The 24,752-nt window shown below is 39.8% G+C and carries 24 protein-coding genes; 15 read left to right on the plus strand and 9 right to left on the minus strand.

Annotated elements, in window-relative coordinates; genetic code table 11:
* Positions 1-196 precede the first annotated feature (196 nt).
* From PUND_RS08750 to PUND_RS08780, 7 genes are all read left to right on the plus strand, one after another.
* Positions 197-1,384: an aromatic ring-hydroxylating oxygenase subunit alpha gene (locus PUND_RS08750; protein ID WP_041708938.1), complete on the plus strand. Its 1,188-nt coding sequence runs from the start codon at positions 197-199 to the stop codon at positions 1,382-1,384.
* A 2-nt stretch (positions 1,385-1,386) separates the two neighbouring features.
* The gene (locus PUND_RS08755; protein WP_010390308.1) at positions 1,387-2,805 is read left to right on the plus strand and encodes an aldehyde dehydrogenase family protein; all 1,419 of its coding nucleotides are present in this window, start codon (positions 1,387-1,389) and stop codon (positions 2,803-2,805) included.
* 101 nt (positions 2,806-2,906) lie between these two features.
* A complete protein-coding gene (locus PUND_RS08760; RefSeq protein WP_010390307.1) occupies positions 2,907-4,313 on the plus strand; it encodes an FAD-dependent oxidoreductase in 1,407 nt (468 codons plus the stop codon).
* 3 nt (positions 4,314-4,316) lie between these two features.
* Positions 4,317-5,633, plus strand: a complete 1,317-nt coding sequence (locus tag PUND_RS08765; protein ID WP_010390306.1) for an NAD(P)/FAD-dependent oxidoreductase — start codon at positions 4,317-4,319, stop codon at positions 5,631-5,633.
* Positions 5,630-5,980 carry a cupin domain-containing protein gene (locus PUND_RS08770; protein ID WP_010390305.1) on the plus strand — a complete coding sequence of 117 codons (351 nt, stop codon included), beginning with the start codon at positions 5,630-5,632 and terminating at the stop codon, positions 5,978-5,980. The genes PUND_RS08765 and PUND_RS08770 overlap by 4 nt, the downstream gene beginning before the upstream one ends.
* Positions 5,981-6,213: 233 nt before the next feature.
* Positions 6,214-7,056 (plus strand): HDOD domain-containing protein, encoded by an 843-nt coding sequence (locus PUND_RS08775; RefSeq protein ID WP_010390303.1) that lies wholly within the window; start codon positions 6,214-6,216, stop codon positions 7,054-7,056.
* 139 nt (positions 7,057-7,195) lie between these two features.
* Positions 7,196-7,606: a hypothetical protein gene (locus PUND_RS08780; RefSeq protein WP_010390302.1), complete on the plus strand. Its 411-nt coding sequence runs from the start codon at positions 7,196-7,198 to the stop codon at positions 7,604-7,606.
* Between the two features lie 62 nt (positions 7,607-7,668).
* Here PUND_RS08780 and PUND_RS08785 read toward each other — a convergent pair whose 3' ends face one another.
* Entirely contained in the window at positions 7,669-8,559 is an 891-nt protein-coding gene (locus tag PUND_RS08785; protein WP_010390299.1) for a LysR substrate-binding domain-containing protein, read from the minus strand.
* Positions 8,560-8,683: 124 nt separating this feature from the next.
* Between PUND_RS08785 and PUND_RS08790 the strand changes: the two genes are divergently transcribed.
* From PUND_RS08790 to PUND_RS08800, 3 genes are all read left to right on the plus strand, one after another.
* Positions 8,684-9,136 (plus strand): DoxX family protein, encoded by a 453-nt coding sequence (locus PUND_RS08790; RefSeq protein ID WP_010390297.1) that lies wholly within the window; start codon positions 8,684-8,686, stop codon positions 9,134-9,136.
* 78 nt (positions 9,137-9,214) lie between these two features.
* Entirely contained in the window at positions 9,215-10,165 is a 951-nt protein-coding gene (locus PUND_RS08795; RefSeq protein WP_010390296.1) for a glutathione S-transferase family protein, read from the plus strand.
* Positions 10,166-10,195: 30 nt separating this feature from the next.
* Entirely contained in the window at positions 10,196-10,903 is a 708-nt protein-coding gene (locus tag PUND_RS08800; protein ID WP_010390295.1) for a pirin family protein, read from the plus strand.
* Between the two features lie 40 nt (positions 10,904-10,943).
* On the opposite strand, the gene PUND_RS08805 is transcribed toward PUND_RS08800, so the two are convergent.
* Positions 10,944-12,986 (minus strand): methyl-accepting chemotaxis protein, encoded by a 2,043-nt coding sequence (locus PUND_RS08805; protein WP_010390294.1) that lies wholly within the window; start codon positions 12,984-12,986, stop codon positions 10,944-10,946.
* Positions 12,987-13,203: 217 nt separating this feature from the next.
* Here PUND_RS08805 and helD point away from each other — a divergent pair, with 217 nt between their 5' ends.
* Entirely contained in the window at positions 13,204-15,336 is a 2,133-nt protein-coding gene (gene helD / locus PUND_RS08810; RefSeq protein ID WP_010390292.1) for a DNA helicase IV, read from the plus strand.
* Between the two features lie 44 nt (positions 15,337-15,380).
* Here the strand turns inward: helD and PUND_RS08815 are convergent, their stop codons facing one another.
* A complete protein-coding gene (locus tag PUND_RS08815) occupies positions 15,381-16,550 on the minus strand; it encodes an MFS transporter (protein ID WP_010390290.1) in 1,170 nt (389 codons plus the stop codon).
* A gap of 314 nt (positions 16,551-16,864) precedes the next feature.
* Positions 16,865-17,812 (minus strand): sodium-dependent bicarbonate transport family permease, encoded by a 948-nt coding sequence (locus PUND_RS08820; RefSeq protein ID WP_010390288.1) that lies wholly within the window; start codon positions 17,810-17,812, stop codon positions 16,865-16,867.
* Between the two features lie 120 nt (positions 17,813-17,932).
* Here PUND_RS08820 and PUND_RS08825 point away from each other — a divergent pair, with 120 nt between their 5' ends.
* Positions 17,933-18,877, plus strand: coding sequence for a LysR family transcriptional regulator (locus tag PUND_RS08825; protein ID WP_041708934.1), 945 nt, complete (start codon positions 17,933-17,935; stop codon positions 18,875-18,877).
* A gap of 101 nt (positions 18,878-18,978) precedes the next feature.
* Positions 18,979-19,395: a hypothetical protein gene (locus PUND_RS08830; protein WP_010390285.1), complete on the plus strand. Its 417-nt coding sequence runs from the start codon at positions 18,979-18,981 to the stop codon at positions 19,393-19,395.
* A gap of 462 nt (positions 19,396-19,857) precedes the next feature.
* Here the strand turns inward: PUND_RS08830 and PUND_RS08835 are convergent, their stop codons facing one another.
* Positions 19,858-20,256: a hypothetical protein gene (locus PUND_RS08835; RefSeq protein WP_010390284.1), complete on the minus strand. Its 399-nt coding sequence runs from the start codon at positions 20,254-20,256 to the stop codon at positions 19,858-19,860.
* A gap of 178 nt (positions 20,257-20,434) precedes the next feature.
* Between PUND_RS08835 and PUND_RS08840 the strand changes: the two genes are divergently transcribed.
* Positions 20,435-20,938, plus strand: a complete 504-nt coding sequence (locus PUND_RS08840) for an Mpo1 family 2-hydroxy fatty acid dioxygenase (protein ID WP_010390283.1) — start codon at positions 20,435-20,437, stop codon at positions 20,936-20,938.
* Positions 20,939-20,963: 25 nt separating this feature from the next.
* The gene (locus PUND_RS08845) at positions 20,964-21,755 is read left to right on the plus strand and encodes an SDR family oxidoreductase (protein ID WP_010390282.1); all 792 of its coding nucleotides are present in this window, start codon (positions 20,964-20,966) and stop codon (positions 21,753-21,755) included.
* 63 nt (positions 21,756-21,818) lie between these two features.
* On the opposite strand, the gene PUND_RS08850 is transcribed toward PUND_RS08845, so the two are convergent.
* The 4 genes from PUND_RS08850 to PUND_RS08865 all read right to left on the minus strand — a co-directional run bounded on the left by PUND_RS08850 (position 21,819) and on the right by PUND_RS08865 (position 24,512).
* Entirely contained in the window at positions 21,819-22,199 is a 381-nt protein-coding gene (locus tag PUND_RS08850; protein ID WP_010390281.1) for a VOC family protein, read from the minus strand.
* A 41-nt stretch (positions 22,200-22,240) separates the two neighbouring features.
* Positions 22,241-22,648 carry a GFA family protein gene (locus PUND_RS08855; protein WP_010390279.1) on the minus strand — a complete coding sequence of 136 codons (408 nt, stop codon included), beginning with the start codon at positions 22,646-22,648 and terminating at the stop codon, positions 22,241-22,243.
* Between the two features lie 430 nt (positions 22,649-23,078).
* The gene (locus tag PUND_RS08860; protein WP_010390276.1) at positions 23,079-23,258 is read right to left on the minus strand and encodes a DUF6435 family protein; all 180 of its coding nucleotides are present in this window, start codon (positions 23,256-23,258) and stop codon (positions 23,079-23,081) included.
* A gap of 93 nt (positions 23,259-23,351) precedes the next feature.
* Entirely contained in the window at positions 23,352-24,512 is a 1,161-nt protein-coding gene (locus PUND_RS08865) for a PQQ-dependent sugar dehydrogenase (protein WP_010390272.1), read from the minus strand.
* Positions 24,513-24,752: the final 240 nt, after the last annotated feature.

Below are 24,752 nucleotides of genomic sequence, written 5' to 3' on the forward strand. Positions count from 1 at the left end.
ATCATTACAAAAACTCATGAGTGAGATGCTAAATTATCGTTTGTTTAGTGCTTTGTTGTTAATCAAAATCAACGCATCTGATAACAGAATGTTGTTACGGGTTTGGGGCGTGAGGTTAATGTTAAAACTATGGGTTTTAATTATTGAACTTTGCTCTTTAAATTTTTTTAAAACACACACCGTTCGGAGAATGAGCATGGGCACTGTAAAACAAACAATAATTCCTATTAAGCAAATTGATCGTGTACTAAACCCGATACATGAAGCGACAGGTATGCCTAACGAGGCGTATACCAATCCTGAGTACTTTAATTTTGAACGTGATCATGTTTTTAGTAACACATGGGTGTGCGTTGGTTTTGCATCAGATTTAATCAAAAACGGTTATGTTATGCCAATTGATTTTATGGACTTACCTTTATTAATGATGAAGAGTCGCCAAGGCGAAGTGCAGGTATTTCATAATGTGTGTAGCCATCGAGGGATGAAGTTAGTACATGAAGCAGGAGAAGTGCAAGGCATGATCCGCTGCCCTTATCATTCATGGACCTATGATTTAAATGGAAGCTTAAAAGGCACTCCACATTTAGGTGGCATCGGTAAGCATAACGATGAACGTTTTGCATGTGAAAAGCATGGGCTAAAAGCAATCCGCTCAGCTATTTGGATGGATATGGTATTCATTAATCTATCTGGCGAGGCGAGTTCTTTCGATGAACATATAGCTCCTTTAACACAGCGTTGGCAAGAGTTTTTAGGTGACGATGGTTTGAGTTTATTACGTCGTGCAAATATGGGCGGACACTTAGAAATTGAAGTAAAAAGTAACTGGAAGTTAACCATAGAAAACTTCTGTGAAGCCTATCATTTACCTTGGGTACATCCAGCGTTAAATACTTATTCTAAATTAGAAGATCACTACAATATCATGTTCGATGAGCGTTTTTCTGGTCAAGGTAGCTATAAATATAACCTTTCTGATACTGCTGGTACACATTTACCAAAATTCCCAAGCTGGCCTGAGGAAAAGCTACGCCATGCTGAATATGTTGCTTTATTTCCAAATGTACTTATTGGTATTCAAGCTGATCACGCTTTTGCAATGATGATCGACCCAATTAGTACAGATAAAACTATCGAACGTTTACGTATTTTCTATATTAGTGATGAGGCAACTAAAGATGAGTATGCGGCGTGTCGTACTGCAACACTTGAATCATGGCGTGTCGTGTTTGGTGAAGATATTGGCGCAGTTGAAGGAATGCAGCAAGGACGGTACTCACCTGGTTTTGGTGGTGGGGCTTTTTCACCTGAAATGGATACACCAACACACTTCTTCCAAATTTGGCTTGCCAAACAAGTGAAATCTGTGACGGAGGCTTAATTATGACTCATTATCTTAACTTCATTAATGGCCAGTGGTGTGATTCTCACACTCATATTTCGGTAATAAACCCTGCGACAGCTCAGGAATATAGCACGATTGCAAGTGCCAGTGTTGATGATGCAAACAATGCGATGCTAGCCGCCAGACAATGTATAAGCCGTGGACTATTGAGCGATGTACGCCCAGCTGTGCGCACAACGTGGATGCTTGATGCAGCAAAAGCTATCAAAGAGATAGCTGATGAAGGTGCTTTAGCTCTGTGCAGAGAAAACGGTAAAACCTTAGCGGATGCAAAAGATGAATTCTTAGAGGCTGCTCGTTATTTTGAATACTATGGCGGCATGGCTGACAAACTCGAAGGTACGTCGATTCCTTTAGGTAAAAACTATATTGATTTTACGCAATATATCCCTATGGGTGTATCAGTACAAATTGTACCTTGGAATTTCCCAGTTTCAATCTGTGCTCGCTCTTTAGCTCCAGCGCTGGCGGCGGGTAATGCAGTAGTCATTAAGTCACCCGAAATTTCGCCTGTTGGTATGGTGTATTTAGTCAGAGCACTCGAAAGTGTTGGCTTTCCAAGAGGCGCTATTAACCTGTTGTGTGGTAAGGGTTCAGTAGTGGGGAGCCACCTAGTTGAGCATAATGATGTTAATCAAATTGTTTTTACCGGTTCAGTGCCCACTGGGCAACGTATTCTAAAAGGTGCAGCTGAGCGTGCAACACCTTCTGTAATGGAATTGGGTGGTAAATCTGCAGCTATTGTTCTTAAAGATGCGGCTACTGAGAAAGTTATCAGCAGTGTGCAAACAGGTATTTTCTTTAATGCTGGACAAGTGTGCTCTGCAATGTCGCGTTTACTGGTAGATAAAGCTCGTTACGAAGAGATTAAATCGGCAGTGGTTACTATGGCTGAAAATTTAGTGATCGGCTCAGGTGAAGAGCAGGCTGATTTAACGCCCGTGGTTTCTCAAGCGCAACAAATCAGTGTATTGGCAATGATTGAACAAGCTAAAAAAGAGGGGGCAACTATTTTATGTGGTGGCTATGCTCCTGATTTGGCAGGTTACTATGTTGCTCCAACTGTGATCGAAGCAACCCCTGATATGTCCATATCTCAACAAGAAGTATTTGGTCCTGTATTGGTTATTATGCCATTTGAAGATGAGCAACAGGCTGTAAAAATAGCTAATGGCACTGAATTTGGTTTAGTAGCAGGCGTATTTGGTGAAGCACTTAACCAAACATTACAAGTGGCTCAGCAACTTCGTGGTGGACAAGTTTTTATAAATGAATGGTTTGCCGGTGGCATAGAAACGCCATTTGGCGGAGTTGGATTGTCTGGCTTTGGCCGAGAAAAAGGTCAAGAAGCCATCTACAGCTACATGCAAACACGCAATATTGCTATACGTTTATAACGAGTGGCAACGACTCAGTTTATAAAACTTACGGTTTATCTATTTGTACTTTCTGCAGTAGATAACCCACAGGGTTAAATCCAAAGTATTAGGATAGAGAAATGAAAAAATGGCTCTGTATTATTTGTGGCCTCATTTACGATGAGGCCCAAGGTTGGCCTGCTGATGGTATTCCTCCAGGCACCCTTTGGGAGGATGTACCACAGGATTGGGTATGTCCAGATTGTTTAGTGGGCAAAGCCGATTTTGAAATGATCGAAATAAGTGAAGGTGAAGTAACTGAAGATGAAGTAACTGAACCAGCTGCTGTTCAACACACTCGTGTTTCTGAGACCATTGTTGATGAACCGCAAGGCCCAATTGTTATCATTGGTAGTGGCCACAGTGGTTATCAAGTAGCGGCTGCATTACGTAAACAATCATCAACCGTAGCTATTACCGTATTCACCGCTGATGACGGCGCACTTTACAGCAAACCTGCTCTTTCGAATGCTTTTGCAATGGGGAAAAGCGCAGCTGATTTACAAAACGAAGCCGCACTTGAGTGGGAGCAGCGTCTTAATATTCGTGTTTATCCGCATACACGTGTTGAACGAATAGATGCAGATAATCACTCTCTCATCACTAGCATAGGGCGTTATAAGTATGGGCGTTTAGTACTAGCGACAGGTGCGTCAGCAATTAAGATTCCAATTGCTGGAGACGCCTCAGAAGTACTAAGTGTGAATGATTTGCACGATTATGCACAATTGAGAGCAAAACTTGATAGTAAAAAGCGAGTTGCTATTTTAGGCGATGGGTTAATTGGCTGTGAATTTGCAAATGACTTGAGCGCCAAAGGCTATGAAGTGAGTGTCATCGGTTTAGGGCAGTGGCCAATGTATCGACTGATCCCACAAGTAGTCGGCGAAGCCTTACAGCAAAAGTTAGCAGACTTGGGGGTATCATGGTATTTAGAAGATAGTATCAACCGTATTGAAGTCAACGACTCTGTTTCATTATTACACTTAAATAGTGGTCAAGTGATTGAAGTTGACGTGGTGCTATCTGCGGTAGGATTAGTGCCAAATGTAACGCTTGCTGAGCAAGCTGGATTAGAAGTTGAGCGTGGTATTAAAGTAAATGACGATGGCCAAACCAGTCGTCCTGCTATATTTGCATTAGGTGACTGTGCGCAAACATCACAAGGATGGCAGCCATATATTGCACCCATAAATCAAATTCTACCTGCTTTAGTCAATAGCCTGTTGGGCAATGTAACTAACGCCAAATTTTTGCCGAGCCCCGTTATTGTTAAAACCCCTATTATGCCGTTAACTATTTTTCCTGTACCACCTATGGCGCAAGGTCAGTGGCATATAAAACAACAAGGTGAAGAGTTAGTGGCTGTATTTAATGATGCTAATGAGCAAATACTTGGTTTTGCTCTGTTAGGTAAACAAGTACAGGCTAACCGCAGTTATTGGTTAGAGCAAATAAGTTTAAATAACCTAGCAGCAACGGAGTAAAATATGATTCATTTACCGCATGATGATAATACCTGTGGCTGGTATAACGCTTTACCAAAGCAGCCTAAACAAGCACTTTTAACGGGGGCACAAAAGGCTGACTACGTGGTTTTAGGCGCTGGTTTTGCTGGTTTAGCTATGGCACGCCGTTTAGCTGAGCACGCGCCAAATGCACGAATTGCCCTAATTGATGCACAGCGAATAGGCCAAGGTGCATCAGGGCGTAATTCAGGGTTTGTGATTGACTTACCGCATAAATTCTCTCTTGAGCACCCAGATCCTGCACATAAGCAAAGATTATTGTCACTTAACCGTTTCGCGATTGATCAGCTTGCTTCTTTAGTTGCTAAATACAACATTGATTGCCAGTGGTCGGCTGCGGGTAAATACCAAGGTGCAGTAGGCGCTAGGGGTGAAGCTTACCTTGATCACTTCGAACATCTTATGACCGATTTAGGCGAACCATTTGAGCATGTTACTGGCACTGATTTGGCAAAAGTATTAGGCACTAATTACTACAGCCGTGCTATTTACACCCCGGGGGGGTACTTGGTTCAACCCGCAGCACTAGCCTGTGGTTTAGGTGCTAACTTACCAAAAAACATTGAGGTATTTGAGCATTCGCCTATTGTGCGCTTGGAGAAAGAGCAAGGAGGGTGGCTGTTGCAAGGAGAGCACGGCAGCATTAAAACACCTCAGTTATTACTGGGTACAAGTATTTTTACTCGTGAGTTTGGTTTTTTAAAAAATCGATTACTTCCTGTAATGACTTTTGCTAGTTGGACCCGACCGCTAAACGATAAAGAAATGCAGCAGTATACAGGTTTACTTGATTGGGGACTTACACCCGCTGATCACGCTGGCACAACGCTTAGGATGACCGCTGATCGTCGTATTATTATTCGTAATACCTACCAACATGTAGCTAAATATGGCAACAGCATTAGTGATAAGTTGCGTCAGGAAATTCAAAACGATCATCGCAAAGTATTTTTAGCTCGCTATCCACAACTAGTCGATGTGCCTTTTACACATTCGTGGGGAGGCACCTATGCTATTTCGCGAAATTTCACTAATTTCTTTGGTCAACTCGATGATGGAGTGTTTGCCAGCGCCTGTGATAACGGTGTGGGGGTTGCTTGGGGAACTGTGTCGGGTACTTTGCTTGCTGATTATGTTATGGGGGCAACATCGCAGTCGCTTGATGATATTCAGCAGGTAACGGGTATGCCAAGTTTAAATCCACCAGAGCCATTGCTTGGTTTAGGAGTAAAAAGCCGAATTAAACTTGCCAAATGGCAAAGTAGGAGTGAAATATGAAACAGGTTAAATTAGTAGACAGTAAATTACTCGACTTTAATGTACGTGGAGATACGCCTGGCATGGCCTACGTGGCTCGTGCACTTAGCCCTGAAATATCACCAAATATTGGTGTTGGTTTTGCGAAATGGGAAGGTGCAAAAGTAGCATGGACAGTACTTTATGATGAAGTTGTATTTGTTATAGAAGGCTGCTTCGAGTTAACCGCAAATGGCGAAACTCATCATGTTAAGCCAGGGCAAATGCTCTGGATACCAGAAGGAACAGAGCTGGTATATGGCGGACATGCATTGTTTGGTTATGTTGTTCATCCAGGTAATTGGAAAGAGATACATGGTATAGCCTAACTGCCATTTTAAGTGTTCAAATTAGTTCCTAAGCCCTCTAACCAACCATTTGAGGGCTTTTTTATTGGCCGTTTTTTAGGTTGCATTAGTAATGAAAAATAAAAGCTTAAGCCACAAATAGTTAATTTTAAAAACAGGTAAAATATTGAATATTGAGTAATCAACTTCTAGTATAAAAGTTCAAATGGAATAAAATAAATAATCCATATAGCTTAGCTGGAGGCTAGACATCGATGATTGTAGTTAATGAGCAGGTATTATCAGATGTAAATAAAAACTTTATTATTCCACCAAGACCGCAAATCTTAAATGATCTTGAATTATTAGCATCTGCACAAGAGCCCTCGCTTTCAGACGCCGCAGAAATCATCGCTAAAGATGTTGCTATTGCATCCGCTATTTTAAAGATAGTTAATTCACCCGCTTATGGCTTAGTTCGTAGTGTGTCAAATATTAAACAAGCCATTATGTTTTTAGGTTGGAATGGCATTGAAGCTTTAGTTCCTAGCCTAAAGCTAAAGCAAATGTTCGCCCAAAATGAGTGCTGTATTAGCCTTGAACGTTTTTGGGATACCGCCTCAGAAATTGCTGATGTAAACATGATTATTGGACAACGTCTAAATAATGTCCCCGTTGAGTACTTGTATACGCTTGGTTTGTTTCATGATTGTGGCATTGTGCCAATGGCAATCAAATTTGATAATTACGTGAGTGCTTTGCATACTTCAAATAATACCCATAAAGAAAGCTTGATAGATATAGAAGAGCGTTTATATGGAACTAATCATGCCACTGTGGGTTATTACTTAGCGACCAGCTGGCATTTACCCGTAGATATTTGTCAGCTTATTTTACGTCATCACGATTTGAGCATGCTAAGTAACATAACTGGAAGTAACCAACAATTGTGTTACAGCGTTTTAAAAATGTCTGAGAATCTGGTTAATTGTGTTTTACGCGGCGACACCACTAAAGATTGGGATGATATAGAAAAACACGTTTTAGCAACATTAAATATGTCAGAAGACGATTATATTGATCTACAAGAAGAGGTGATTGACTTTTTGAACTGCTAATCGCTTTTTAACAGCTTAAAATCTATAGGTTAGTTTTTTTCACTTATTGGTTTGTTTTTAATCGTTTGTCGAGATTAAGTAAACACTCTAAAGTTTAGTTGTCGGCAACAAGCACGACTAACCAAATAGGAAATTAATCATGAAACGCTCACTTATCAAAACCATCGCTCTTGGCTCTTTATTAACTTGCTCAGCTGCTGTAATGGCTGATCAAAGTGATTACAAGTTAATGGTTATTGAAGAGGCTAAAACAGCCCCTCAAGAATTCGAAGTTGCATTTAACGATTGTGCATTAAATGTAAAATCAAAAAATTATAGCCAAGCTGAAGAAATTTGCTCAAAAGCAATTACTTTATTACAACAAAGCACTGGCCCACGTTTTAAAGTACGTGAGCTGACTTCATTTGCTTTAAGTAACCGTGGTGTAGGACGTTTAATGGCTAAAAACGAAACAGCTGCATTATCAGACTTTTACGAAGCACAACAAATGTCAGGTAACGAGTTAGTGTCGCACAATTTAACGCGCGCTAAGCAAGATCTCGCGCTGTAATATTTATTACCGATTCAAAAAGCCCATGCTGTTTTAGCATGGGCTTTTTGCGTTTATTAGACTTAAACACTATTTAGAATAATTTGGGTCAGCTGTTTCAGCCCTTTACCTTTGTTAGTTATTTTCCATGCAAGGTATAAGTCTTGAGTTGGGCGTGGTTCGGTAAGTTCCACAACATGCAGTTTGTTAGCTTTTATATGCTCAGCAATAAGGTTTACAGGTAAATAACCAATGCCAATAGCGGATAAAATAGCGGTTATTTTTTGGCTTACAGAACTTACATAAAAACGTTGATTACCTTCGATTAAGTTAGCTGACCACGGAATACCTTGCTTTGCTGAGTCATGCACTATAACCGTGGTGTATTGACCGAGTTCGCTGGGCTCAATGGGGGTTTTTAGTAGCGCTAACGGGTGGCTAGGGTGAACCACCAGAACATTTTGAATATCAGCTATTTTTACCGCTCTGATCCCCTTTTGATTAGGTACAGGGGCCGGTGCGCCAATCACTAAGTCAACGTCATCCTCAATTAAAGCCTCCCAAGTGCCATTAAGTACTTCCTCTTTAATGTCTATCTCGATATTTTTATGCTCATTTAAAAATAGCTGTAGATTTTTGAATACGTCACTTATGTCAAAAATAGAGTCATAGGCAATACGTATCCGTGGCTCCCAGCCATTAGCTATGGTTTGTGTTTGCTCCGATAAATTATTTATAGCATTGAGTACTTTACGCCCCTCGGTCAGTAAATGTTTACCTGCAGGGGTTAAAACGGCACGTCGACCTTGGCGCTGAAACAAGGTTACATTTAATTGCTCTTCAAGTTTATTAACAATATACGATAAGGCTGAGGGTACTTTATTAAGTTGCTCTGCAGCGGCTGCGTAACTGCCACGATGCTCAATGGCGTCCAGTACCAGTAAAGCTTCTATGCTTATAGGGGGTGTATTCATAATGATACCCAATATTAACTGTTCAAAATATTTGAACATATAGAGCAAATAATAGGAGTTATTTAATTTTAATTCAACTTATACAATAGCTGCATACTCAATTGGAACTATACAGGTTAAAACTATGACGATTAAAAATATTACAGCCGCCATCACAAAAACTGAACAGTCTTTTGCAACACTACCATTAAGGCTTATTGCAGGATTAGTGTTTAGCGCTCATGGGGCACAAAAACTGTTTGCGTGGTTTGGTGGCTATGGCTTGGAAGGCACAGGGCAATGGATGGAGTCGATTGGTTTAGCACCGGGCTATTTAATGGCATTAATGGCCGGTGGCGCTGAATTTTTTGGTGGGTTACTACTCATCGTTGGTTTACTGGTGCGTCCTGCGAGTTTTGTACTGGCTATCACTATGGTAGTTGCTATTTTTACCACACACATAGATAACGGTTTATTTATGAGCAATAACGGTTATGAATTTGCGTTATCGCTGTTAGCCATTACCCTAGCTTTACTGATCCAAGGAGCTGGAAAGCTATCCCTTGATGGAAAAATTCATAACAAATTAAATCAATAAGCTGATCACATAAGTGATTGAACTTTAAGCTGCCAACCTGCGTAAGGTTGGCACACTCTATAAACTAAGGAGACGGACATGGGATTACTTGTTAACGGTGAATGGGTCGATAAATGGTATGACACTGAAAAAAGCGACGGTAAATTTGTACGCCAAGATAGCCGCTTTAGAGATACGATTTCATCAGCGCAAAACAGTAAATTTAAACCAGAAGCGGGTCGCTATCATTTATATGTATCCTTGGCTTGCCCTTGGGCGCACCGCACCATTATATTTCGTAAATTAAAGCAGCTCGAAGACATTATTTCTATGAGTATTGTTGAAGCACCCATGATGGAAAACGGCTGGGAATTTGGCGAGCAGGGCGATCCACTTTATAACTTAGATTACGCTTACCAATTGTATTTAAAAGCCGACCCTAGCTATGAAGGGCGTGTTACCGTGCCTATTTTATGGGATAAAAAAACGCAGACTATTGTAAACAACGAATCAATAGAAATAATTCGCATGTTTAATAGTGCGTTTAATGAGCTGACTGGTAACACCGACGATTATTATCCAGATGCGCTACGTGAAGAAATAGAAACGGTGAATAACCGTGTTTATAACACCATTAATAATGGGGTGTATAAAGCCGGTTTTGCTACAACTCAAGAAGCTTACAACGAAGCTTACACCGCCTTGTTTGATAGCTTAGATTGGTTAGAAGCACGATTAGCAAAACAGCGTTACTTAGTGGGCGATACACTCACTGAAGCCGATTGGCGATTATTTACCACACTTATCCGCTTTGATGCTGTGTATCACGGGCACTTTAAGTGTAATCGAGAAAAGTTAACTGAGTTTCATCATCTTAGTAACTACATTAATGAGCTTTACCAAGTACCTGGGGTAAAGGAAACGGTCGATTTAGAATACACAAAGGTGCATTACTACGTCAGTCACGTAACCATTAACCCAACGCAAATTGTGCCTTTAGGTGCTAAACACACGTTTGATGCTGCCCATGATCGAGACCGTCAATACTAAATGACGCAGAGATAACGTATAGGAAAAAATATGCTTACTCATTACCCAAAAAATAGCTTAGGCAATGCTGATCATGGTTGGCTTAAGTCAAAGCACCATTTTAGTTTTGCGAATTACTATAATCCTGCGCGTATGGGATTTGGCACTTTGCGTGTAGTTAATGATGACTGGGTAGCCCCAGGTATGGGGTTTGGTGCGCACCCACATAGAAATATGGAAATTATTAGTTTTATCCGTAGTGGTGCCATTACTCATCAAGATAGTATGGGCAACAAAGGGATCACTGAGCAAGGTGAGGTGCAGGTGATGAGTGCAGGCACCGGCATTACCCACTCAGAATATAACCTAACAGATGAACCACTAACGTTTTATCAAATTTGGATTCAGAGTAATCAACACAATGTTGAGCCGCGTTGGGAAAGTAAAAAGTTTCCTACGCAAGCTGCAAGCAGCCTTAGCTTACTGGTTTCAGGTTATCCAAAAGATGCCGATAGTGCACTGTTTATTAATCAGCAGGCGCGTATTTATGGTGGTAAGCTGGCAAAAGGCACGTTAATAACACAGCCGATTGATCATCAAGCCTATGTATTAGCATCGGCAGGAGAGTTTATTATTAGCGATGAGTCAGCCTCAGTTAACATGAATAAAGGTGATGGCGCAGAAGTTACACAGACTAAAACCATCACTTTAACGGCAACCACTGAGTGTGAATTGATTATTATCGATAGCAAAATTTAAGCGCAATTTACGTGCGCTTAACTTTGTAATTGTTACTCGCTCATACTTTAAAGCTTTCCACTTGCGATTTCATTTGCTTATATAAAGCCGATACATTTTTAGATTGTTGCGTAGTTTGCGATGAAATTTGTTTCATTTGTGCAGATTGCTCTTTTAATGACACTAAATTTCGATTTATTTCGTTAGCCACATGTGACTGCTCTTGTGTAGCTTGTGCGGTTTCAGCCGACATTTGCTGCACTTTTTCAAAAGCGTGAGTCAGGCTATTAAAAATGGTAATTACTGAGTCAAAGTTGGTTAAGGTGGTATTGGCATTATTTTGGCTATTTTTGATTGAATCAGACGACGCTTTAACATTGTCATTTAAGCGTTGGATCATGGTATCAATTTCGTCTGTGCTTTGTTGAGTTCGTGTGGCAAGCGTTCTTACCTCATCAGCTACCACTGCAAATCCACGGCCTTGCTCGCCGGCTCTAGCGGCTTCAATCGCTGCATTTAAAGCTAATAAGTTTGTTTGCTCTGCAATATTACGTATTACCTCAAGAACGGAGGTTATATCGGTAGAGCTACTTTCTAGTTCAACCGAATTCGCTAATGCAGACTTAATATCGTTAGCTAAATCTTCAATCGCTTTGCTAGACACATCAATAGCTTGAACACCTTGCTTTACCTGCTCGCTAGATATATCGGCTTCCTGTGCGGTATTTTTTGCAAGCTCTGCCATTTGTTGATTGGCCATGTCCATTTCATGACCCGCACTGACTATTGACTCAGAGGCATTAGCAAGTTTTTGGGTTACTTCCATCGCGGTATCAGATACATCATTTAAATCACCCGTTACTGCACCAAGTTGGCTTGATTGCTGCTGAATATTTTTTATTATTGTTTGTAAATGGCTCAAGAAGTTATCAAATTCATTACTTAAATCAGCTAATTCGTCGTGTGATGTAGTGTTAATACGTTGGGTTAAATCGCCATCGCCAGCGGCTATTTCTTTAATACGAAGGGTAATATTATTGATATTATCGGTTAGCTTTTTCGGAATGTAATAGCCCACACCTAAAGCGACAATAAAGGCAATAATAATCACAATAAAAACAATTTTTTCAAAAAGTTGAATGCTTTGTTGTACGTCTTGTTTTACAGTTCTGGCATGCGTGCGTGCTTCTTCTCCTGCAATATCAAGTATATTTCTTAATTCGTTAAAGCTTTTATCAGCTTTTGCTAAATTATTATCAATTAAAGCGACTTGCTTTGCAGGAGTTGAGTAAATCAAGGCTTTGCTTTGCTCATACCATTGCTGGTAAAGCTGATCGAAGTTGGTATATTTTTGTGTTAGCTGCGGCTCGTCAATTAAATAACTACGATAACTATGAAAACGACGAATAACTTGGGCTGCGTTTTCTTCAAATATTTTTTGATTTTGTGCTAAATCACCGTGTTGGTTTACTATTTTTTGTTTTGCAAGCCGAGCTTGGTATATATCTCTATCGGCATTTAGTATCTCTGAAATGGCTTCTACATAACGCCCTAAACGCTCAGCCCCCACTTTATCTTGCTGTTGTTTATTAGTATAAGCGCGAAGCTCTTCACCTGCCTGATCCATCATTTCGCGTATTTTTATAAATTCAGGTTCAGATTTATTTAAATCACTTTGCATTTTACCTTGCGAGTGGTTGGTATCAATGAGTGTTTTACTATGATTTACCCATTCATTATACAAAGGCATAAAGTTGGAAAATGAATCATGCTTTGCTAGTAATGCCTCTTCATCTTTTAAATAAATTAAGTATTTTTTAAAGCGATCCTTTACTTGCTCTGCGTTTTCTAAAAATTCTGCTTTATTCGTCTCACTATCACCCGCGGCGCTGAGTAAATTTTCAAGTGCAATACGTGCTTGATATATGTCTCTGTCGGCATTGAGAATAACAGTAACAGCTTCAAAAAAGGTTTCAGTTTGCCTTTTCATAGCGTTGTCTTGTATGTAAGTAATTGAAGCTATGGCTACTAGCAAGCCTGCAAGGATCAGTGCTAAAAAAGCGATTGGCAAAATGACTTTAGTTCTAATTGAATTTATTCGCATGTTTCAATCCTTGTTATCTTACTGTATGTAGAGTAAATATTAGTCACATAGTGGTGTTTATGCCAAGCTGGTGGGTAAATTAATTGGGTGTTTTTTATACGCTATAAAATTCGTGTAAACATTACGGCTAATTTTTATTGGTTTTATTATCCTTGCAAGGCGTATTCCCTTAAAATACAGCTAATTGGTTTATTTTTATAAAGGAATTCTGCTGTTAATGAATTCTATTCAGGCTAGTGTATTTGGCCGTATCTTTACCCCGCATCGCTTTGTCGACATAAACCCACAAGGTTTAGTATTCAGCAATAAAACACAAACAACCACATTGAGTTGGTGTAATTTAACGTCGCCCATTCGCTATGAGTATGGTGTGCTTGGGCAAACACTGCGCTTTAATACCGACTCTAAGCAGTATCGTATTTGGATGAGGGCATATGGCAGCAATAGGGCATTTAAAGCGCATACTGATATGTTATGGGTTAAAAGCAATATTGCTGTGCTTAATGAGGTGTTGAGTGAAATAAACCAATTTGCTCACACTCAGTTTTTGCGCCAATCATATGTGGCTGATATAAAAAAACGAGTAGATGAGCAATATAAACGCTGGCTACCTTGGATAAAAAGTAGCGATGTTTTAGCACCAGTCAGCACACAAATAAAATTGCTTGAACAATACAGGCAGTGGAGCGATCCACTCACGCGTTTTTTTCAACATAAATACACTCAATCACAATTAAAGCGCTATACCGATTTTTTTAATTGTGTTGAAACAAACCCACTCACTGAGCAACAACGCCGAGCTTGCATCATAGATGACGATAATAACTTAGTGCTAGCAGGGGCTGGTACAGGGAAAACCAGTGTATTGGTGGCCAGAGCGGGCTACTTGGTTAATAGTGAACAGGCTAATTACAGCGATATTTTATTACTCGCCTATGGTAAGCAAGCTGCTTGCGAAATGGATGAACGAATTAAACAAAAGCTGGGCACAGAGTCCATTAAAGCGGCCACATTTCACAGCGTCGGCTTAACCATTATTAGCGAGGTTGAGGGCAAGCCACCTAAAATATCTAAACTCGCTGAAAACGAAAAAGCTAAAATAAAATGGGTTGAAGGATGTTTTGAATCGCTTGCCAATGCTAAACCACAATATGCTAAAGCACTGGTAAATTATATAAATAACACTCTTAATGACGTTAAAGGCGAGTTTAAATTTAGTCCTGCAAAGCCTAATCATATAGCGCTTTTAAAAGAGATAAAATCTGGCGGTCATTTAACCAAGTTAGCTACCTTATTTAGCCAATTAATCAGCGTGTATAAAACCGCAAATATAACACTTGAGAGCGATTCAAAGCAGATACAGCAAGCCTGGAAATTATTAAAGCCGTTGTTAGCCAACTATAACCATTATTTACGCACGCAGGGCGAAATAGACTTCGACGATATGATTATTAAAGCCCTCGATTATGTAAACACTAAAAAGTTTACATCGCCTTGGCGTTATATCATGGTGGATGAATTTCAAGATATATCACCGCTGCGAGCTACACTTGTAAAAGCACTGCGCGATAGTAAATCTAAAAGTTCACTGTTTGCAGTAGGAGACGATTGGCAAGCTATTTACCGTTTTAGTGGTGCAGATATGCGACTTACTACCGAGTTTGCCGCACATTTTGGTTTTACAACACAAACTCTATTAGATAGGACCTTTCGCTTTAATAATAAAATTGGCGAGGTTGCCGCAGGTTTTATTATGAAAAACCCAGCGCAGTTAGCTAAAGACATTCACTCAGTTGTAAAGGTAACTAAGCCCGCCGTTAGCATGCTAAAAACAGTGAAAAGTGGCTCAGCTAAAAACACCAAAATAGCGGAGCTAAACAATGGTGCAATTAAGCATTTACTACAGGGGATTAAGGGTCATTCAGGCAAGCCTGTTACTGTGTATTTACTTGCACGGTTTCGATTTCAGTTACCTTCACCGGCCGATATAAATGCTTTACAGCAAGAGTTTTCAGCATTGCATTTTGAGTGTGATACGTTTCATGGCTCAAAAGGCAAAGAAGCCGAATATGTCATCATATTAGCAATGAATGGCGGAGCGTTTGGATTTCCAAGCACTAAGCCAACACCTCAGATTTTAGAAGCGTTATTACCCGCAAAAGATAATTACGCACACAGTGAAGAGCGTCGCTTATTTTATGTAGCGCTCACTCGCGCTAAACATAAAGTGTACATAATAGCTGATGATAACAACCGCAGCTGCTTTGTTGATGAACTTATAAACGAGCATAAAATTGAAGTATTTGAGTTAAAAAATAAAGCGGTTGCTAAAGAGGTTACTCAAGCGTAAACCGCTTAATACCGTAACCTGCATTAAGCGGCTTTTAGCATTCGCTAGCCTGCAACGGGGGTGTTACCAGTTGGTATTTTTTTCATACTTTTTATAAGCATGTAAATACAGGTAGTAATTAAGCAGCCACCTAAGTAAATAAGCACACCATGGCTTTTATCTGAAAAATAGGTAGCCATTAGCGGCCCAAAAACCGAGCCCACACTGTAACTTAATAGCATTATTTCGGTAGCTGAGACTATTTTTGCCATGGGCAATGAGTCACACGCCAGAGTAATGGCAATCGGGTAAAGCGCAAAACTGCATGCACCTAATATAAAATAACTACTTACTAGGGCCGCAAAGCTATTAGCATGTAAAATACCCACCACACTGGCGGTACCAATAAAGCAAAAAATAGCCATTAATAAGCTTTTAATAATGCGGGTTGATAAATAGCTCACTAAAGGCTGAACTAACATGCCACCTAAAATAATCACCGCCATAAGTAAGCCGGTATATTGAGCTTGTTCAGTTTGTGCGGCTATGTAGACCGGTAATAATCCATAAATAGGGCCTAGTAATAACCCCGATACTAAACAGCCTAAAATAGCAGGGCGGTTGAGAGTTTTTAGCTCTTTAAATGGTAGCTTTTGTAAGTTTTGCGTATCAGGTTGTCCTCGGGTAATTAAGAGCGGCGCTAAAATCGCAACAGCTAACAAAGTAATAACAAATAAATAAGGCACAGCATCTGTCGTTCCTAATGGTTTAATGGCAAGTTGACCTACTGCGCTGCCACCGTATAAGGAGGTCATATATAACCCTAAGCGCTTAGCTCGCGCTTTTGCGGTGTTGGCCATTAATAACCATGACTCTACCACCACAAATACGCCAGCAACTGCCATACCAGCCACAAAGCGTGCTATTAACCACATAGTGGCCGTTGGGCTGATCAGCTGGGCGATAACACTAATAATTAATAAAGCTAAAAACCCGATGAAAGCCAATCTATGACCGATTTTTACCACTACGCGCTCTATACATAAAGCACCAATCAATAAGCCTAAATAAAAGACACTGGCAAGCCATGGAGCTAAATCAATATTGATGTTAAAAGCATTGAGTGATAACGGGATCAAGCTCATTAAAAAGCCTGATGCAATAGCAAAAAACGATAAGCCAATAACCGGCGCTAGCGGGTTATTTGATTTACTATCAGCGGTAAGTTCCACCATTAGATTGTTCCGAAAAAGAGGTTAAATAATTGCTGTTTTTAGGGGAGATTGATAAAGCAATTATCTTAAGGAGGTTAATTTTGCGGCGAATTTAGGCTGATTTGACAACGAAGTAAAGAGTTTTTTAATTGCTAAATGAAAATAGTATTCAAAATGTTTTTTTACGTAAATTAAACGCTTACATGCTATTTTTTTGTAGAAGTAAGTTAGCTTTATTGTTTTAAAATTGTTGTATTTTTAAGCGTTGTTTTAATTTAAATAATACTACTTATAAAACCAAAAAAGCCCATTTTGGGCTTTTTAGTGCGTTATATTCAACTTATGGCAACGGCAAGTTGATGATACAAACCAATCCCAACAATAACATTAAATGGAAAGGTGACACCTAACGAGCTAAGCATGGCTAGGCCAATATCCGCTTTGGGAATAGCGGCTTTTACAGCAGCAGGTGCGGCAATGTAAGAAGCACTCGCTACTAAGCTCCCCAGAATAACCACTGAGCCTAATTCTAAATTTAGCGAGGTGCCAACCACAACGCCAATGGTGCCTAAAAATAACGGCGTAATAATGGCGAAGGCAGCGAGTTTCCATTGCTGCCAAGGAAAAGGGCGAAGCGTTTGTGCAGCAACCAAGCCCATTTCGAGTAAAAATAGCGCCAGCACTACTTTAAAGCTACTGGTAAGTAAACTCGTAACTTGGCTACCCTGTTGGGTGCCATACATCATACCGATAATTACACCGCCAACGAGCAAAATCACACTCTTATTGGTAAGCGTTTCGTGCCACAGTGCTTTTAACGATAAGTTGGTGTTTTCGCTGTGTGCTTTGTCGAGCTTACGATACAACAGTAAACCTACAATAATGGCTGGTAATTCAAGCATAACTAGGTACAAGGTAACTTCTGCGCCCACTTCTAATTTAGCCGATTCGGCATACGCTAATGCTACCGCAAATGTACCAGCACTAACCGAACCATAGTGGGCAGCAATGCTGGCGCTATTCGCTACGCTTAGCTTAACAACGTGTTTTAAAATAGGGTATAAAGTGAGTGGAATAAGCCCACCAAGTAACATAACCGTGGCCATTTCTGGGAGTAATTGCCAACTTAAATTGCCATGCAGAACCATGCCACCTTTTAGACCTATGGTAAGCATGAGTAGTAAGCTGAGAGTGTCATACGTCGCTTTGGGAATAGCTAAATCAGAGCGAAGGATACCCGCTGCTAATCCTAAAATAAAAAACATTACTACAATATCAGGCACGCTGTTCTCCTCTTTATTACTAATTTGATTTGTTAAGCGGCGCTATTATAGGCAAATCTTTATATAGTAAATAATAAAATGAATGATAACATCCTATAGATAAAAACCTATGAGGTGCGTATGAATATAAGGCAACTTTCCTTCCGACTACTTGAAGTATTTATGAGTGTAGTAAAAACCGGCTCTATAAGCGAAACCGCTCGTGGACTTCATTTGACTCAGCCTACGGTTTCTTTACAAATTAAACGCTTACAAGAAGCGGTAGGTGAACCGTTAATAATTATGCAGCAACAAAAGTTGCAAATAACCGAAGCTGGTATGGCCTTATTTAGGACTTGCCAACAGGTTTTTGGTCATTTTGAAGATTACCAAGATTACTTAGCGGAGCTAAAAGGGGGTGAACGTGGACGATGTAAAATTGCTATGGTTAATACTGCCCAATATATTTTACCTAAGTTGTTAGGCCCATACAGTAATGAACATCCGCATGTAGAGCTACCACTTGAAATAGGTAATCGTTCAGTCGTTTTAGCACGCTTTGAACGCGGAGAAGACGATATTTATGTATTTAGTCACCCGCCATCTTTAGAGCATGCCCAGGCTGCTAGATTTCTACATAACCCTTTAGTGTTTATAGTGCCACTAAATCATCCATTAGCCGATAAAACCGCACTTAAACTGGCTGATTTAGTTCCGTATCGTTTTTTATTGCGTGAAACAGGCTCCGCAACGCGCATGTTATTTGAAAGCGAGCTGCAAAGTAGAGGGTTGGTATTAAGTGACAGTGTGCAAATGGCCAGTAATGAAGCCATTAGAGTGGCGGTAGCTTCAGGTATGGGGATTGCGGTGCTTTCTCAGCATGTGCTGCCTAAAGGTGATAATAGCTTTAAAGTGCTTAATGTTACCGACACCACTTTAGCTAGCCATTGGTATTTTGTGGTGCGTACAGACCGACATATATCACACGCTGCACGCAGCTTTTTAAAGTTTGCTGAGCAACACTTAGAGCTGTATTTAGATGAGAAGTGGGTGCGAAATGAGTTAAGAGGGCTTAATTTGAAATAAAAATAAGCCTTAGAGACAATCAAATATTAACTGGTATCAAAGTTGCTTAAGTTATTTCAGTTAAAGAATATAACGATTAAAGCAAAAATGGATTTGAGCCAATGACTTCAATAACCTTTAAAAATCAATATAGTAGTTACAATAATCCCGTTAACAAAGTGGCAAAAACGAGTGACGTTCTGCCAACATCTGCCGCTGCGGCAACAACAAGTACCGCTGAAAACCAAGCACCCCCTAATTTTATCGCTAAACCAGAAGACAAAAGCTTTTTAGAAAATGCCCAAGAGGCATTAATTTATCAACGTTTAGGTGTCGATAAAGAAACTATAGCTGAGTTAAAAGCAGCAATAGAAGCCTTGGCAGAAGAACTAGGAGAGGAAGGGGTTGATGTAGATGCCATAAAAGAGCAGATTGCTGAATTACAAAAAATGTTAGAGCAAGAATTCGAAAAAGGCACGGAGCGAATGGCAATGCAACCAACACATGAAAAAGGCAAGCTAGTAACCGCATTAGCTTAGATAACGGCATGTTGAAAGCTTATTTATTTCTGACTTTAAATAGATTTTAAGTGATTAACGCACAAAGAGGGTGAAGAGGCGCTGCGCTTTTAGAGAAGTGAACTACACCATAACTTTTTGTGGCTTCTCATTTACTCCTCATTCGCTTCTCTGTGTTCAAATAGGGTTTAGTGAATTATGCACAAAGAGGGCGAAGAGACGCTGCGCTTTTAGAGGAGTGTACTAGACCATAACTTTTTGTGGCTTTTCATTTACTCCTCATTCGCTTCTCTGTGTTCAAATAGGGTTTAGTGAATTATGCACAAAGAGGGCAAAGAGGCGCTGCGCTTTTAGAGGAGTGTACTACACGATAACTTTTTATGGCTTCTCATTTACTCCTCATTCGCTTCTCTGTGTTCAAATAGGGTTTAGTCAATTATGCACAAAGAGGGCGAAGAGACGCTTCGCTATTAGAGGAGTGCTCTAAACCATAACTTTCATCTGTAACCAAAAAACCAAGCAGGGGCTTATAAAAAGTAATAGCATGCCCACACTCAGTAAGTTACCTCTAAAAAGGTTAAAATCATCAAGTATTTTCTGCCACTTATACTTAAATAAATATCTGCCCACAACAATATCTAAACTAAGCATTATTGTTAGCCAAACAAAACCCACATTTAAACAATCTAAGTACGAAATAGGGTTAACCCATGGCAAGGTTAGCCAAGTAATGGCATAAATAATCGCAGTGCCCAAAAGTAAGCTGAGTGTTTTTGCGCGTTTTAGAGCGTAAAATCGATGTAAAACCCTTACTCTAATATTGCCATTAATTATCTCAGCTAAAGCGAGCAATAGGCCAACGGCGAGTGTTTTTAAAAGCATGTAAACCTCCTGGTGCTGATCATGTTAATTATTAACGATGACCTTACCTAATTTATAGCTATAACGCATAAGGTGCTGTTCACCATTTTTACAGATTAACTATCGTTATCAGTTGTTATTATGTGTCATTTTTTATAAGGTGAATTTTGCTTATAAAAATAACAATAGGAACGCCGTCATGAAAACCCTTGAACAACAGCTCGGCCAGTATGGTTTGTACCATCGCTCTAAACGAAATGTATTAACCCATTTTTTTGGTATTCCACTCATTGTGTTTGCCGTTTTATGCTTACTCGCCCGAATTGAAATTCCTATTGCTAATTTTAGCATTGATGGCGCGCAAATTTTTGTATTAGCCTCTGTGGTTTACTATTTTATGTTGAGCTTTTCGCTTGGTTTAATCATGGGAATTATTTTCACTTTATTACTGGTAGCTGCCCAGCCAATTGCCGCAATGGCATTAATACCTTGGTTGGTAATTGGAGTTGGGGTGTTCGTGTTTGGCTGGATATTACAGTTTATTGGTCATTATTTTGAAGGTAAAAAGCCCGCTTTTGTTGATGATTTAGTAGGCTTAATTATTGGCCCTTTGTATGTCACTGTTGAGCTACTATTTTTAATGGGCTTTTACAAAAACTTAGAACAGCAAGTGAATGAAATAGCGGGTCCAACTAAAGCATAACCAGTCAAAGAATATAAGGTAAACCATGGATTATAATAATAAAACAGTGTGGATCACCGGCGCATCATCAGGTATTGGTGAAGAACTTGCAAAACAATTTGCAGAGCAAGGTGCAAAGGTTATTTTATCAGCGCGAAATATCGATAAACTCAACCAAGTAAAAGACGAGTTAAAAGGCGAGGGGCACCGTGTTATCCCGCTTGATTTATCAAAGCCCGAAATGGTACTGCAGGATGTATCGGAGAAAATAGATAGCTTAGGCCCCATTGATATTTTAATTAATAACGGTGGCGTATCGCAGCGTAGTTTATTTTTAGAAAACGACTTTAAAGTGTACCGGCAACTTATGGAAGTAAATTACTTTGGCTTAATTGCACTCACTAAAGCGGTACTACCTTCAATGGTGGCACGTAAAAGCGGTTCAGTAGTGGCTATTAGTAGCGTGGCAGGCAAAGTAGGCTCAAAGTTTAGAACCGGATACTCAGGCAGTAAATACGCTGTGGTAGGCTTTATGGATTGCTTACGCGCCGAAGTGGCAGAGCACAACATACATTGCTTAACTATTTGCCCTGGCTCAATTAAAACGGCGATTGCCCATAACTCATTAAACGAGCAAGGGGAGGCGCAAAACAAATCTGAGCCTTCAATAGAAAATGGTATGAACGTAAATGTAGCCGCATCAAAAATGCTCACTGCAATCTACAATAAAAAGGATGAAGTAGTAATAGGTCAAGGGTTAAGTGGTTGGGCACCGTTTATAAAACGGTTTTCCCCAGGGTTATTTAATCGCTTAACCGCTAAGGTGGAATATAAATAACTAAGTACAGTACTTAAACGCCAGCATTTAGCTGCTTAGCGCAATGCTGGTTCGTGCTTAGCTTTAGGGCTGTTTTTGTACCTTCCAAGGTGGGTTTAATCGATTTTCTCCAGCTTTATAGAGTTTAATTTTATTTCCTGAAGGGTCTTTTAAAACCGCTTCCTTCCATAGATACCTTTGCTCTGTGGGTTGCTGTTCGAATACGATCCCCTTTTTGATTAATTGCTGGCACAATTGTTCAAGGTCATCGTTCTCAAAATAAATTACAGAATGATTTTCAAAAAATTCACTCTCTAAAGACAATGAAAATGTAGAGTCACCTTCAGGGCAACTAAAACGTGCATAATGTGGTGTATCAACGATTTGGGTAAAGCCAAGTGTGCGATAAAAACTCACCGCTTCATTCATATCTTTGACTGGCAAAGTTACTTGATTCAGTTTCATTCAAACTCCCACTTCAAAAAAATAGATAAATTTATATGGATTTACTCTCGCCCTGGCTCATGTCCCTCATAACGAGGAAGCTGAGCATCTAAGTCTTCCCAATTAGCTTTTGAGGTGATGAAATTATGCGATATGGGTCGCTCTGTTATATCGCAGGTCAATGCACCTAATCGAAGGCGATATCTTTGAGGAGATTGAGCGTTAGCACTATAAATTGGAGCGCCGCAGGTTTTACAAAAGTACTTACGTTTACCTTCATTACTTTGGTAAAAAGTAAGTGTGCCGTTGTAGTCAGTTAATGTCAGATCGCTGGCATTAATAAATCCATTAGTAGCAAAAGCACTGCCACTGGCCTTACGACAAAGCGAACAATGACAATGAATAATATCAGTAATTTTACCATTAATTGAAAAGTTGATTGAGCCGCATAAACAACTACCTGTGTACATCTGTATTCCTTGATTCAATTATAACTTTTTCATTATATTGCATTTTCTCCAGAAAGTTGTTGATGCTTTATGGCTTAATTACACACTTTACTAAAAATGCTTTCCTCGCACTCACAAAATCATCAGCGCTTTAATATTCTGCTACTTCAAACAATGCATCAACTATTTTGGACTAGATTAATAATTCCACTAATTAACGTTAATGTAAATAATTGTTTATGCGAGGTTTTAGGTGGATTATGGGCATAAGTAAGAGAAGGCAATAATGCTATGAGTATAATCAGCTGTGCTCAATTAAAAGCTGGTTACGATGGAGGTTAAGTTGGGGAGTTATCTGGTTGGGCTTAAGTGAATTTAAAAAAGGATGTTTGTAAGTATTAAAACCCCGCGTTTTTAACGCGGGATTGGTTTGGATTGATAGGCTATATGTTTACTTGGCTTTTTTGGCTTCGAGTGCTTCTATTTCATTCCAGATTTTTTCAGCCTCGTCAGTTAACATCGCATAGCTTTTAATATCGCCTTTTCTTTGTGCTTGCATGCCTTGCTCTAATTTTGCATCGTACTCTTTACGCAATTTTTTGATTGGATCTGGCTTTAAAAATGAAAACATCAACACCCTCGTTGTTTATTAGCTAATTACAGTAACAGTACGCAGTTAAGCTGCAAAAAGTTTGCTGTTACTGTAATTAGATGTATTAAATGACTACTTAGGATCTAGTCGCACAATGCCCTGGCCATCTAATCCAAGGTAAATAGTACCATCATCACCTTGGGCTAGGCTGCGAATACGGCCAATACCTTCAAGTAATTTACTTTGTTTAACGACCTTGCCATCTGCTATTTCTAATACGCTAACAAAGGCGTATTTCATTGAAGCGAGTAAAAATTTACCTTTAAGTTCAGGGTATTTATCACCTTTTACTAGCAACATGTCTGAAGGAGCGATAGACGGTGTCCACTGTAATATGGGCGCTTGCATGCCCGGTTTTTCTGTTAAATCGGTAAACGAGGTGCCGCTATAGTTAATACCGTAACTCACCACGGGCCAGCCGTAGTTAGTTTTAGGTTTAATCATATTAAGCTCATCGCCACCACGGGGGCCGTGTTCGTGTGCCCAAAATACACTATTGTCACCATCGAACCACATACCTTGTGGGTTACGATGCCCATAAGACCAAACCGCTGGTTTTGCACCTTTTTGGTTTACGAAGGGGTTGTCGGATGGAATTTTACCATCGTCGTGTAAACGATAAATTTTACCGCCATCACGGCCTAAATCTTGTGGGTTAATATCTCGCGAGCCGCGGTCGCCAATCGAAAAATACACATAGTTTTGGTTATCAAACACAATACGGCTGCCGTAATGCTGACCTTTTTTAGAGTTATGCTCACCTTTGTATAATTGTTGTGACTCAAGTAGTTGGCTGTGATCGTTACTTAGCTTTGCACGCATAAGTGCGGTGTTACTACCTGCGCCATCGCCTTCACTGCTTGAATAAGTAATATATAGCCATTGATTATTAGCAAAATCAGGGTGTAGCTCTAAATCAAGAAGCCCGCCTTGGCCGTTGGCATCTATTTTTGGTAGCCCAGTGATTTTAGTTAAGCTGGTGGAGTTATTACGAAGTAAATAAAGGATGCCGCTGCGCTCGGTTATTAATAAGTCACCGTTTGGCAGAGCCTCAATAGCCCACGGAATTGAAATTCCTTGGGCAACAGTTACCGGTTTTACATTAAGCGCTAATTTATCCAATTCTTTAAAATCAACTGCATAAGCGCTGAGGCTGGTGAGCCCCGTAAGTGCAAATGCACAACTGATTTTGGCAAGTGTAGAAAATTTTTTACGCGTTGTTACTTTGTTCATAATGGCTTCCAAAATTAACTAAATTTTAACTACCTTAGCACGCTATTTATCATGGTGTTAAGTATTTGGGATAAGTACAAGTGCACGCAATTTAATCGTTCTCCATTGGGTACTTAAGCGTTGTTAACCTTTAAATACCGCTCTAGAAAAATTGAATAATTACTCTAATGGGGTTGAAATTTAAAAATTCGAGCGTACACTTGTGCGCTGAAGTTTGGGCTTACACGTGTATGCTCAAAT

The organism is Pseudoalteromonas undina, assembly GCF_000238275.3.
Classification (GTDB): domain Bacteria; phylum Pseudomonadota; class Gammaproteobacteria; order Enterobacterales; family Alteromonadaceae; genus Pseudoalteromonas; species Pseudoalteromonas undina.

Bases quoted from the DNA above. Each gene is read 5' to 3' on its own strand.
- PUND_RS08845 (WP_010390282.1), top strand. From the start codon at position 20,964: ATGGATTATAATAATAAAACAGTGTGGATCACCGGCGCATCATCAGGT.
- PUND_RS08785 (WP_010390299.1), bottom strand. From the start codon at position 8,559: ATGAATACACCCCCTATAAGCATAGAAGCTTTACTGGTACTGGACGCC.
- PUND_RS08850 (WP_010390281.1), bottom strand. From the start codon at position 22,199: ATGAAACTGAATCAAGTAACTTTGCCAGTCAAAGATATGAATGAAGCG.
- PUND_RS08825 (WP_041708934.1), top strand. From the start codon at position 17,933: ATGAATATAAGGCAACTTTCCTTCCGACTACTTGAAGTATTTATGAGT.
- PUND_RS08865 (WP_010390272.1), bottom strand. From the start codon at position 24,512: ATGAACAAAGTAACAACGCGTAAAAAATTTTCTACACTTGCCAAAATC.
- PUND_RS08805 (WP_010390294.1), bottom strand. From the start codon at position 12,986: ATGCGAATAAATTCAATTAGAACTAAAGTCATTTTGCCAATCGCTTTT.
- PUND_RS08815 (WP_010390290.1), bottom strand. From the start codon at position 16,550: ATGGTGGAACTTACCGCTGATAGTAAATCAAATAACCCGCTAGCGCCG.
- PUND_RS08790 (WP_010390297.1), top strand. From the start codon at position 8,684: ATGACGATTAAAAATATTACAGCCGCCATCACAAAAACTGAACAGTCT.
- PUND_RS08765 (WP_010390306.1), top strand. From the start codon at position 4,317: ATGATTCATTTACCGCATGATGATAATACCTGTGGCTGGTATAACGCT.
- helD (WP_010390292.1), top strand. From the start codon at position 13,204: ATGAATTCTATTCAGGCTAGTGTATTTGGCCGTATCTTTACCCCGCAT.
- PUND_RS08795 (WP_010390296.1), top strand. From the start codon at position 9,215: ATGGGATTACTTGTTAACGGTGAATGGGTCGATAAATGGTATGACACT.
- PUND_RS08760 (WP_010390307.1), top strand. From the start codon at position 2,907: ATGAAAAAATGGCTCTGTATTATTTGTGGCCTCATTTACGATGAGGCC.
- PUND_RS08800 (WP_010390295.1), top strand. From the start codon at position 10,196: ATGCTTACTCATTACCCAAAAAATAGCTTAGGCAATGCTGATCATGGT.
- PUND_RS08750 (WP_041708938.1), top strand. From the start codon at position 197: ATGGGCACTGTAAAACAAACAATAATTCCTATTAAGCAAATTGATCGT.
- PUND_RS08835 (WP_010390284.1), bottom strand. From the start codon at position 20,256: ATGCTTTTAAAAACACTCGCCGTTGGCCTATTGCTCGCTTTAGCTGAG.
- PUND_RS08840 (WP_010390283.1), top strand. From the start codon at position 20,435: ATGAAAACCCTTGAACAACAGCTCGGCCAGTATGGTTTGTACCATCGC.
- PUND_RS08855 (WP_010390279.1), bottom strand. From the start codon at position 22,648: ATGTACACAGGTAGTTGTTTATGCGGCTCAATCAACTTTTCAATTAAT.
- PUND_RS08755 (WP_010390308.1), top strand. From the start codon at position 1,387: ATGACTCATTATCTTAACTTCATTAATGGCCAGTGGTGTGATTCTCAC.
- PUND_RS08775 (WP_010390303.1), top strand. From the start codon at position 6,214: ATGATTGTAGTTAATGAGCAGGTATTATCAGATGTAAATAAAAACTTT.
- PUND_RS08770 (WP_010390305.1), top strand. From the start codon at position 5,630: ATGAAACAGGTTAAATTAGTAGACAGTAAATTACTCGACTTTAATGTA.
- PUND_RS08830 (WP_010390285.1), top strand. From the start codon at position 18,979: ATGACTTCAATAACCTTTAAAAATCAATATAGTAGTTACAATAATCCC.
- PUND_RS08780 (WP_010390302.1), top strand. From the start codon at position 7,196: ATGAAACGCTCACTTATCAAAACCATCGCTCTTGGCTCTTTATTAACT.
- PUND_RS08860 (WP_010390276.1), bottom strand. From the start codon at position 23,258: ATGTTTTCATTTTTAAAGCCAGATCCAATCAAAAAATTGCGTAAAGAG.